This is a genomic window from Propioniciclava soli (assembly GCF_038502305.1).
In the GTDB taxonomy this organism is placed as follows: domain Bacteria; phylum Actinomycetota; class Actinomycetes; order Propionibacteriales; family Propionibacteriaceae; genus Propioniciclava; species Propioniciclava soli.
The window spans coordinates 3,578,090-3,588,946 of sequence record NZ_CP115965.1 but is presented as its reverse complement, the minus strand read 5'-3'; the positions used below and the strand labels follow the sequence as shown (position 1 = coordinate 3,588,946).

Here is a 10,857-nt window from a genome sequence, read left to right as displayed (position 1 = left end):
AGGTGTGAGCGGCCCGTCACACGGCTGAAACACGGGCGTCGCCGGGCTGTCGCGCCGACGCCGTAGATTTCGGGACGCCCCCGTGCCCGCCCCCACCCAGGAGGTCCGATGGAACAGCCGACGACGCCCCCGGTGCCGCCCGGTGTGCCCGACCCTGCAGCGGTGGGTCCGGACCAGGCGTTGGCCGGGTGCCGGGTGCTGCTCACCGCGAAGCGGCGCGCCACGGAGCTGGGGACGGCGCTGCAGCGGCGGGGGGCCGAGATCGTCCACGCGCCGGTGCTGTCGATCGTGCCGCATGCCGACGACGAGCAGCTGCTCGCCCAGACGCGGGCGCTCATCGCCGATCCACCCGATGTGGTGGTGGCGACGACCGGCGTCGGGTTCCGGGGCTGGCTGGAGGCGGCGGACGCGGCCGGCGTCCACGCGGAGTTGCTGGCGGTGTTGCGGAGGGCGCGCCTCATCGCGCGGGGCCCCAAGGCGCAGGGGGCCATCCACGGCGCCGGGTTGGTGGCCGACTGGGTGGCCCAGTCGGAGACCGCCGCCGAGATCAAGGAGCTCTTCGAGGCCGAGGGGGTGGCGGGCCTGCACGTCGGCGTCCAGCACCACGGGTCGGGAGCCGACGGCATCGACGAATTGCTCGTGGCGCTCGGCGCGCGGGTGACGCCGCTGGTGGTCTACCGCTGGGGGCCACCGCCGGATCCGGAGGCCGTGCGGCGCGGTGTCCGGCTGGTGGCGGACGCCGGCGTGGACGCGGTGGTGTTCACGGCCGCGCCCGGGGCCGTCGAGTTCCTGGCCGCAGCCGAACGCGCGGGGTTGCGGGACGCGGTGATCGCCGCCCTGGCCGGGCCGGTGTTGCCGGCGACGGTGGGCCCGGTGACGGCCGCGCCCCTGGTGGAGGCGGGGTTGACCCCGCTGATCCCAGACCGGTTCCGGATGGGCGCGCTCGTGCGGGAGCTGACGGCGGCGTTGACCGGGCGCGGGGTGGTGGAGGTGGGGACGCCGGGGGGCGTCCTGCGGTTGAAGCGGAGCTGGGCCAGCCTCGACGGCCGAGTGTTGCCGCTGAGCCGGGTGCAGTTCGACGTGCTGGCCGCGCTGGTACGGGCGGCCGGTCGGGTGGTGACGCGCGAGGACATCTTGGCGCTGCTGCCGGGAACCTCCGCCGATCCCCACGCCGCCGAGGTCGCCATCGCGCGCCTGCGGGACAGCCTGGGGAACCGGGCCGTGGTGACCACGGTCCCGCGGCGCGGGTACCGGCTGGATCTGGCGTCCTGAACTTCGCGCGCCGCGGCCGGGGAGCGCGTCAGGCGGCGGGGGAGCGCGTCAACCGGCGGGGGAGGCCCGAACCGTGCGGCCGGGCCTCAGAGGCTGGTGAGGGCGAAGGCGATGCCGCCCAGCAGGGCCCCGGCGAGGGCGACCATGACGGCGAGCGCCGGGACGTTCTTGTCCCGCTCGGCGACGGTGAGGGCAGCCAGCGCGAGCAGGAAGCTGCCAGGCAGCAGGTACCACCCGGCGGTTGCGGTCGCCGTAACGAGCGCGAGCAGAGAGCCGACGAGAGCCAGCGTCAGGGCGACGATGCCCGGAAGGTTGCGCGGGTGGCGGGGTGCGACCCACGGGTCCGCGATCGGCGCGGTGGCGGCCGGAATGATCGAGATGGTGCTCTTCGGATTTCCCCCCAGACAGTTAAGTGAACATTCAACCAACGCCCACAGGTGAAGATTCAACCATCCGGAGGTGTCTTGTCAAATTTCCTCACTGGGTGGTTGTTGAAGGGGCAGGAGGACGGGGCTGCGACGCCCGAACCGCCGCGGGCTCCGCGGCCCGCGAGGGTGACCCCAACGTCGGACACCTCAGGGTCGAGACGGTGGGTTAAGGTGCCCCCAGCACGCGACCGCGGCGGACGGCACACCGGTCAGTCGTCGCGCGACGCGTGTTCTGGACGCACAGCCCGAACCGACGAGGAGCGCCCGTGGAGTGGCTCGCCATGCTCGCAGCCCTGGTCGACGTCACGATCTGGACGGTGCTCTTCTTCGGCCTCACGTGGCTGGTGGCCCAGACCGTCCGGCGCGTCCTGGGTGTGCGCGTCGGCTGGCCCCGCACCATCGCGGTGTGCGGCATCGCCATCCTCGTGCTGGTCGGAGTGATGGGTGACGTCATCACCAGTCAGCCGCGGGAGGGGGCGGTCGGCGCCGGCACGCTGGCCCACCTCGGCGTCCTCGTGCTGTGGGCGTTCGCAGCGTCGGCCGCCGTGCTCCTGATGGCGGAGATCGTCGTGCCGACCGGGGCGATCCCACCCGTGCGCGCCTGGCTGCTGGGGTGGCGGCGCCGGACGGCGCGGGCCCGCCGGTACCACCAGATCACGATGATCGCGGCGCGCCACGGCCTGGGCGCGCCCTTGCGCGGGCTGCGGCCCGCGCGGCGCGACGACGAACTCGCGGCCTCGCTCCGCCGCGCTCTGCAGGAGGGTGGGGTGACGTTCGTGAAACTCGGCCAGATGCTCTCCACGCGCTCCGACCTGCTGCCCGAGCCCTTCGTCCGGGAGCTCAGCCATCTCACCAATCGCGCCGAGCCGGAGCCGTGGGACGTCCGCGCCGTCGTGGCCGATGAGCTCGGCCGACCGATCCAAGAAGTCTTCAGCAGCGTCGAAACCGAGCCGCTCGCGTCGGCGTCCGTGGCCCAGGTGCACGCCGCGACGCTGGCCGACGGCCGCCCCGTCGTCGTCAAGGTGCAGCGGCCCGGCGCGATCGCCCAGGTTGCGGCCGACCTGGATCTGCTCGACCAGGTGACGCGCTCCCTCGACCGGAACGCCGGCTGGGCGCGCGCCATCGGACTGAACGACCTGGCGCGCGGGTTCGCCGCCTCGCTCACCGAGGAGCTCGACTACCGCGTCGAGGTCGACAACATGGCGGCGGTGCGCGCGTCGCTCGCCGCGCGGGGCGTCCGGGTGCCGTGGGTGGCAGACGCCTTCTGCTCCTCCCGTTTGATCGTCATGGAGCGTTTCGACGGTACGCCGGTCGCGCAGGCGTCCAACCTGATCGCGGGGCTGGACGCCGGCGTCCGCACCGCCGCCGCCCAACGGTTGCTGGACGCCGTGCTCGGCCAGATCGTCGGGGACGGGGTGTTCCACGCCGACCTGCATGCCGGCAACGTCGTGATCTGGCCGGACGGCAGCGTGGGCCTGTTGGACTTCGGGTCCGTCGGACGCCTCGACGCCGTCTCGCGCCGGACGCTGGGCATGCTGCTGTGGGCCATCGACGCCGACGACCCGGTGAGCGCCACCGATGCCCTGCTGGAGCTGCTCGACCGCCCCGACGGGCTCGACGAGCGGGCCCTCCAGCGGGAGATCGGCACCCTGATGACGCGAGTGCGCGGCGGCCTGGGCTCCGGCGGATCGCTCAAGGTGTTCGGCGACCTGCTGTCCCTCGTGGTGCGCCACGGCTTTCGCGTGCCGCCCGCGATCGCCGCCGCGCTGCGCTCCCTGGGCGCGCTCGAGGGCACGCTGCGCCTGATCGACCCCCACCTCGACCTCGTCGCCGCCGCCCGCGAGGCCGGCCGCGACGTGCTGGGGGATCTGTCGGCCGAGCGCGTCCGCGCCGAGCTCACCCAACGCGCCCTGCACCTGCTGCCGCTGCTCGACCACCTGCCCCGCCGGGTCGCCAAGATCACCGAGGACCTCGAGCGGGGCCGGCTCACCACCCACGTCCGCGTGCTGAGCGACCCCGACGACCGCGGCTTCCTGCTCGGACTGGCACAGCAGGTCGTGGCCGCGGTGCTGGCGGCGGCGGCCGTGCTGGGTGGCATCCTGCTCGCGACCGCTCCGGGCGGGGTCCAACTCGGCTCCGGCGTTGGCCTGTACCCCGTGCTGGGCTCCCTCCTCGCCTTCGCCGGCTTCGTCCTGGCGCTGCGCTGCGTCGCGCTGGTGTTCGGCCCGCGTCACTGACGAAGTCCCTCGGGCGAGCGGGTGCAGGTTTAGCATCGGGCCCATGGGCGATCCCTGCGTAGTGCTCCCGCTGGCTGACGTCGGACGCGAGGACATCCGCCTCGCCGGTGGCAAGGGCGCGAATCTGGGGGAGCTGCTGCGGGCGGGGTTCCCCGTGCCCGACGGGTTCGTGGTCACGACGGCTGCGTTCGATGACTCTTCAGCTGGGTCGGGGTCAGGTGGGTCGGGGTCAGGTGGGTCGGGATCAGTGCGGCCGGTGTCGGACGCCCTCGCCGGCGTGGTGGCCGCCGCCTACGCGTCGCTGGGGGGCGGCCCGGTGGCCGTCCGCTCCTCGGCCACCGCGGAGGACCTGCCCACGGCGAGCTTCGCGGGGCAGCAGGACACCTATCTGGGCGTCGTCGGCACGGACGCGGTGGTGGACGCCGTCGCCCGCTGCTGGGCGTCGCTGTTCACCGAGCGGGCCGTGGCCTATCGCGCTGCGGCCGAGCGCGCCGGACGAGATGCCCCCGGGCACCTCAGCATGGCGGTGGTCGTGCAGCTTCTCGTGGAGGCCGAGGTGGCGGGCGTCCTGTTCACCGCGCACCCGGTCACCGGGCGCCGCGACGAGAGCGTCATCACCGCCGCGTGGGGCCTGGGTGAGAGCGTGGTGGGCGGCACGGTCGAACCCGACGAGTTCGTGGTGGGGGCGGACAGGATCCGCGTCACGATGGGGAGCAAGCAGTCCATGACGGTCGCCACCGATGGCGGGGTGACGCAGCGGCCCACACCGGACGACCGGCGTCGCGCCCGGACGCTGACCGACGACCAGGCGCGCGCGCTGGCGTCACTGGGCGCGCGCATCGCTGCTCACTTCGGGTCGCCCCAGGACATCGAGTGGGTGTTGGCCGGCGGGGAGTTCCAGATCGTGCAGGCGCGTCCGATCACCGCGTTGCCGGAGCCCTCCGGCCCGGTGCCGACCACGTGGCCCGTGCCCCGCCCGGGCAGCCTGTACTTCCGGGCCAGCATCGTTGAGCACCTCCCCGACCCGCTCAGCCCCCTGTTCGCCGACATGGCGGCCACGGCGGTGCCGGCGGGGCTGCAGGGCCTCGTCGCGGAGCTGAGCCCGCGCACCGCCACGCTCGATGTGGAGTTTCCGACCATCCATGGGTACGCGTTCTACGACTACAGCCGCCGCGCGTGGAACCAGATGTGGTCGTTCACGCCCGCGGGCCTGGCGCACCTGTCGCGGAGCGGGTTCGTCCACGACCGGTGGCGCGACCGAGAGCTGCCCCGCTTCCGGCGGACGGTCGCTGCCTGGGACGCGAAGGAGGCGGCCGCGCTGGCGTCCGTGGAGCTGCTGACCGGTGCGCAGGAACTGGTCGACGCGACCTGCCTGTACTACACGACGGTGCAGTCGATCATCCCGGTCGCCGCGATGGCGGAGATCGCCTGGACGACGCTGCACTCCCGCGTGCTGGCCAGGCCCCACGGGCCGGACGCCGCAGCGTTCCTGGTGGGCTTCGACTCCGAGCCGATCCGGGCGGAGAAGTCGCTGTTCGACCTCGCCGCCTGGTGCCGGGAGCATTCCGAGCTGGCCTCGTCGCTGACGACTCCGGCCCTCCAGATCGGCGACGCCGCGCCCGAGGGGGTGGCCGCGGAGGTGTGGGCCGAATTCCGCCGGCAGTGGGATGCCCACCTCGCCGCCCACGGCCACCTGCTGTTCAACCTCGACCTGATGAATCCGGTGCCGGCCGACGACCCCGAGCCCGTGCTCGTCGGCCTGCGGTACGCGCTGGAAGGTCAGTCGGGCGACCCGCATGCGCGGCAGCGCGCCCAGGCCGTGCTGCGGGAGAGGATCACCGCCGAGCTGATGGGCTGCCTCGACCCCGTGCTGCGCCGCCTCGCGCGGCGCTCGCTCGCGTTGGCGCAGCGGTGGGCGCCGATCCGCGAGGACGCTTTGGCCGCGCTCGGCCTGGCCTGGCCCACGGCCCGGCGCCTACTGCGCGAGCTGGGTGGCCGGTTGGTCGGCGCCGGCGCGCTGGCGTCCGCCGAGGACGTGTACTGGCTCACGCGCGCGGAGGCCGAGGGGTTGGCGTCCGACCTCGACCGGGGCGCGCCGGTCGCGCCGCACTCCGAGATCGTCGAGGCACGGCAGGTCGCGTGGCGGGGGCAGCGCCGGGCGACGCCGCCGCAGTACCTGCCCCAGGGCGGTGGCCTGCGGTGGCTGGAGTCGATGATGCCGGCGCGGGAGTCCGGCGACGGCCCGGTGCTGAGCGGCACGACGGGCAGCGGCGGCACCGTCACGGGCCGGGCGCGGGTGGTGGCCGGGCCGGAGGACTTCGCTGCCTTCGCGCCCGGTGAGATCCTCGTCGCCGCGATCACAACCCCGGCCTACACGCCCCTGTTCGCGCGGGCCGCGGGCGTGGTGACCGACATCGGCGGCGTCCTGAGCCACGGCTCGATCGTGGCGCGCGAGTACGGCATTCCGGCGGTGCTGGGCACGGGTGCGGCCACCCGCCGGATCGCGACGGGCGACGAGATCACCGTGGACGGCGTCGGGGCACGGGTGGTGCTGGATGAGGCCGAGGCTACGCCGGCCACAGCGGACGCCGCTGGGCGGGTCGCTGCGGCCCTGGCGACGGCCGTCGCCCTGGGCGCCGTCGGTGCTCTGTCGGCATCAGTCTGGAGACGACGTCACTGACGCCGGCGCGACCCGGGGGAGGTTGGCGGACAGTGGCCGGGCGTGAAGTTGTACAATCTTGTCCATGTCAGTACCGATCAGTGTGGCTCGCGCCCAGTTGGCCCACCTCGTGGAACAGGTGGAGGCCGGTGACGAGGTGGTGCTGACGCGGCACGGCCGGCCGGTCGCGGTGATGGTCCATCCGTCCGCCATCGCGGTCCGGCGAGCGGACGCCGCGCTGGCGGAGGCTCGCTCCCTGAGGGACACCCTCGCCAGCGCCCGGGCGGCCGGGGTGCTCCAACCGCGGCTGTCGGAGGCGGACGCCCAGGCCTTGGTGGTCGATGTCCGACGCGGCCGCGACGGGTGACATGGACGCCTTTGACGCCGACGTCCTGATCTACGCGGCAGTGCCCGACCATGTGCTGGGCCGCCGAGTTCTGCCCCTGCTGCGAAGCGACGCGCCACGCGTCGGCTCGACCGTGCTCCTGCCCGAACTCCTGAGCAAACCGCTGCGCGAGGGAGCTCATGACCAGGCCGGCGTTCTCGCGGAGGTGCTCGGCCGCCTCACCTTGCTTCCCTGCACCGAGGTCGTCGGGGAGCTCGCATCGGTTCTGGGGGCGAAGTACAAGCTGAAGGCCGCGGACGCGATCCACCTCGCGACGGCGGTCAACGCCGGTGCCGAGCGCTTCATCACCAACAATGCCCGTGACTTCGGCACGTCGATCGCGGAGATTGACATCGTGCGCCCGGCAGCGCTGCCTGATGCGGACGCGCCCCCCGGCCCGGGTGGGATCTGACGCGACGCGTTCGACCAGGCGCACTTCAGCCGCGACTTCCGCCGGGTCACCGGCCTCACCCCGGCGGCCTACGCGAGCCGGCACGGGGCGGCGTCCGCCACCGGCTGACGGGCCCCCTCAGAGGTCGATGCTGACCACGGCTCGGCGCTTCGAGGGCCGGTGCACCACGGTGAACCCGGCGTCGAGGTAGACCTGCAGCGGGCCGGGATGCTCCTCGCCCCACGTCGCCTGGGCCACGGTGATGGGGTAGGCCTCGAGCCGCCGGGCGCCGCGCTCGCGGGCGAAGCCGACCGACGCGGCGGCGAGCGCCCGGGCCACGCCCCGGCCGCGCATCCCCACCCGGGTCAGCAGGCACGTCACGGCCCACACCGATGCGTCGTCCCGGTCCTCGCTCCGGCCGCGCCACGCGGTCTGGTTGGCGTTGCGCACGAGCCCGCCGTACGCCGGCCGCGGGGCGACCGCACACCAGCCACACGGTTCGTCGTCCAGGTAGGCGATCAGCCCGCTGGTGGTGGACGCCGAGGCGTCCCCGCACGCCGTCTGCTCGCGCAGCCGCTGGGCACGTTCCGCCACCGGGGTGTTCCCGAAGGCCTCGCCGCGCGCCAGCCGGTACCGCTGGCACTGGCACTCCGCAGCCGCGCCGCGCGTCCCGAACACCGCCGCGATGTCCTCACATGCCGCTTCATGGGCGGGGACGATCCGCATGGCGCCGCTACCCTCCGTCCCTCTCCCGGTGGCTGCAACCGGGCCAGCAACACGGACGCCGCTGCCCCTCCTCCAGCTCCTCCCGGGTGCGGCGGACGCGCCGCGCGCGCGTCTGTTCCTTCTTGGCGTCCTCGACCCAGCAGATGAATTCGTTGCGAGCCAGCGGGGTGATGTCGTGCCACGCTGCCAGCGCCTCGTCGTGCGCGGACAGCTCGGTGCGCAGGTCGGCGGGCAACGCATGGACCGTCCCGCCGGGGAGCTTCGTCGTCACGCGCCTCAGGTTGGTCAGCCGAGGTGCGACGAGGAAGGGGGCCGCAACGGGAGGCCCTCGGCCTGGCCCCCTCCGGGCCCAGGCCGATGGCCGACCCCGCCCGTTCATCCAATGCTCATCTCAGGTGGGTCCCGCGGGGCGCCCGGGCGGCCCTAGCGTCCGATCATGCGCATCCTCCACCGTGCCGCCGCCGGGTTCCTCTCCGCGGCCCTGTGCCTCTCGCTCGCCGCGACCTCGGCCCCGTCCGCCGCCGCCGCCCCGGCGAAGCAGAAGAACGTCCGCGTCGTCGTTCCCACCCTCGCCGCCCGGGCGACGCTCTCGGCCGACCACCTCGAGGAGGGGCCGCCATCGGGGGCGCTCGCGTCCCCGGGCAACGGCCGCCAGGGCCCGTGGCCGGGCCAGGTGATCCCGGGTTTCTCGGCGATGATCGGGAACGCCGACGGCACGTTCTGGGGGATGCCCGACAACGGGTTCGGCACCCGCGCCAACTCCGCCGACTTTCTGCTGCGGCTGTACCTGGTGAAGCCGCACTGGCAGGTCGCCTCGGGCGGCAGCGGCGAGATCGAGGTGCTCTCCCACATCTCCCTGCGCGATCCGCAGCGCCGCGCCGGCTTCCCGCTCGTGAACGACGCGACGCCGGAGCGGCTGCTGACGGGTGCGGACTTCGACATCGAGTCAGTCGTGCGCGCCGACGATGGCACGTTCTGGATCGGTGAGGAGTTCGGCCCGTTCCTGCTGCACTTCTCGGCCGACGGCGTGCTGCTTGCCGCGCCGGTGGCGCTGCCGGGCGGGCTGAAGTCCCCGTCCAGCCCCTTCCTGGCACCGGGCGAGACCCCTACCGTCCGCGGGTCCAAGGGGTTCGAGGCACTGGTGGCCCAGGGCCGCTACCTCTACCCGATCCTCGAGGGCTACCTGCCGAACGACACGGACAAGCGCCGCCGGATGATCTACCAGTTCGACACCCGCACGGGCACCTACACACAGAAGACGTGGCAGTACCGCGCCGACACCGACGACGCGCTCGTCGGTGACGCCTTCGCGTTGCGCGGCAACCAGCTGCTCGTGCTTGAGCGCGACGACTTCTGGGGGCGCGAGGCCGTGACCAAGCGCGTCTACCGCGTCAACCTGGCGAAGACCGAGGCGGGCGGCCACCTGGCCAAGGAACTCGTGGTCGATCTGCTGAAGATCGACAACCCCGATCGCATCGGGATGGAGAACGACGCGGACGCCTACGGCGTCGGGGAGACGTTCGCGTTCCCGCAGCAGTCGGTCGAGACCGTCGTCCAGTTGCGGGACGGGCGCCTGCTCATTGCCAACGACAACAACTACCCCGGCAACGACGCCCGCTACCCGGGCGTCCCGGACGACACGGAGATGATCATCGTCGACCTGCCCACCGTGAAGCGGAAGGCGGACCACACGGTGCCGGTCATCGCGCACCGGGGGGCGTCCGGCTATCGCCCGGAGCACACGCTGGCCGCCTACCAGCTCGCCATCGAGCAGTGCGCGGACGCGATCGAGCCCGACCTGGTGATGACGGCCGACGGCGTGCTCGTCGACCGGCACGAGAACGAGATCAGCGGCACCACCGACGTGGCGACGCGGGCCGAGTTCGCCGGACGGCGGACGACGAAGACCATCGACGGCACCGCGGTGACTGGGTGGTTCACCGAGGACTTCACCCTGGCCGAGCTGCGGACGCTGCGGGCGAAGGAGCGGCTGCCGCAGCTGCGCCCGGGCAGTGCGGAGTTCGACGGGCTCTACGTGGTGCCGACGTTCTCCGAGGTGGTCGACCTCGCCCGCCACTCGCGCACGTGCGATGGCCAGCAGGTGGTCGTGGTGCCGGAGATCAAGCACCCCTCCTACTTCGGATCCATCGGCCTGGCGATGGAGGACGCCGTCGTCGACACCTTGCGCGCGGCGGGGCTCAACCGGCGCTCGGCACCCGTGGCGATCCAGAGCTTCGAGGTGAACAACCTCGTGTACCTGAGCCAGCGCTCGCCGGTCACCTTGGTGCAGCTCGTCAACTGCTCCGGCGGCCCGGCCGACCGGCCCGAGCTGACGTACGCCCAGATGGTGACGCGGCAGGGGATGCGGAACGTCGCGAGCTACGCCGACAAGGTCGGCTTCTGCAAGGACGTGATGATCCCGCGCCTGGCCGACGGCACCCTCGGACGCCCCACCGCGGCGATCCGCAACGCCCACCGGGCCGGGCTGTCGGTGGTGGGGTGGACGTTCCGCGCCGAGAACCTGTTCCTGCCGGTGGAGTACCGCTCGAGCGCCAACCCGGCCGACCACGGCGACCTGGCCGCGGAGATCCAAGACTTCCTGGCGGCGGGCATGGACGAGTTCTTCACCGATCAGCCCGACCTGGGGGTCGCGGCGGTGCGGTGAGGCCCAGGTGGCCCAGACCGCGCATACCTGGCGCGGTCGGAGTCCACGTGGCGCGGTCTGGCATCACGTGGCGCGCTCGGACTTCACGTGGCGC

Annotated in this window: 9 protein-coding genes and 1 pseudogene; 7 read left to right on the top strand and 3 right to left on the bottom strand. The window is 73.3% G+C overall.

Annotated features, from left to right (window positions below; translation table 11 throughout):
- Positions 1-108: 108 nt before the first annotated feature.
- Complete coding sequence (locus PCC79_RS16260; protein ID WP_342372464.1) at positions 109-1,272, top strand: uroporphyrinogen-III synthase; 1,164 nt, start codon at positions 109-111, stop codon at positions 1,270-1,272.
- Positions 1,273-1,358: 86 nt separating this feature from the next.
- Here the strand turns inward: PCC79_RS16260 and PCC79_RS16255 are convergent, their stop codons facing one another.
- Complete coding sequence (locus PCC79_RS16255) at positions 1,359-1,700, bottom strand: hypothetical protein (RefSeq protein ID WP_342372463.1); 342 nt, start codon at positions 1,698-1,700, stop codon at positions 1,359-1,361.
- A gap of 266 nt (positions 1,701-1,966) precedes the next feature.
- Here PCC79_RS16255 and PCC79_RS16250 point away from each other — a divergent pair, with 266 nt between their 5' ends.
- From PCC79_RS16250 to PCC79_RS17450, 5 genes and pseudogenes are all read left to right on the top strand, one after another.
- Positions 1,967-3,937: an ABC1 kinase family protein gene (locus PCC79_RS16250; protein WP_232547038.1), complete on the top strand. Its 1,971-nt coding sequence runs from the start codon at positions 1,967-1,969 to the stop codon at positions 3,935-3,937.
- Positions 3,938-3,980: 43 nt separating this feature from the next.
- Positions 3,981-6,617 (top strand): PEP/pyruvate-binding domain-containing protein, encoded by a 2,637-nt coding sequence (locus tag PCC79_RS16245; RefSeq protein WP_342372462.1) that lies wholly within the window; start codon positions 3,981-3,983, stop codon positions 6,615-6,617.
- 64 nt (positions 6,618-6,681) lie between these two features.
- Positions 6,682-6,963, top strand: coding sequence for a type II toxin-antitoxin system Phd/YefM family antitoxin (locus PCC79_RS16240; protein ID WP_232547040.1), 282 nt, complete (start codon positions 6,682-6,684; stop codon positions 6,961-6,963).
- Entirely contained in the window at positions 6,938-7,393 is a 456-nt protein-coding gene (locus PCC79_RS16235; RefSeq protein ID WP_232547041.1) for a type II toxin-antitoxin system VapC family toxin, read from the top strand. The genes PCC79_RS16240 and PCC79_RS16235 overlap by 26 nt, the downstream gene beginning before the upstream one ends.
- A gap of 12 nt (positions 7,394-7,405) precedes the next feature.
- A pseudogene (locus tag PCC79_RS17450) lies at positions 7,406-7,501 on the top strand (hypothetical protein); the annotation flags it as partial.
- A gap of 9 nt (positions 7,502-7,510) precedes the next feature.
- On the opposite strand, the gene PCC79_RS16230 reads toward PCC79_RS17450, so the two are convergent.
- Complete coding sequence (locus tag PCC79_RS16230; protein WP_342372461.1) at positions 7,511-8,098, bottom strand: GNAT family N-acetyltransferase; 588 nt, start codon at positions 8,096-8,098, stop codon at positions 7,511-7,513.
- 7 nt (positions 8,099-8,105) lie between these two features.
- Entirely contained in the window at positions 8,106-8,369 is a 264-nt protein-coding gene (locus PCC79_RS16225; protein ID WP_232547043.1) for a YdeI/OmpD-associated family protein, read from the bottom strand.
- A 165-nt stretch (positions 8,370-8,534) separates the two neighbouring features.
- Between PCC79_RS16225 and PCC79_RS16220 the strand changes: the two genes are divergently transcribed.
- On the top strand, positions 8,535-10,763 hold the full coding sequence (locus tag PCC79_RS16220) for an esterase-like activity of phytase family protein (RefSeq protein ID WP_342372460.1): 2,229 nt from the start codon (positions 8,535-8,537) through the stop codon (positions 10,761-10,763).
- Positions 10,764-10,857 lie beyond the last annotated feature (94 nt).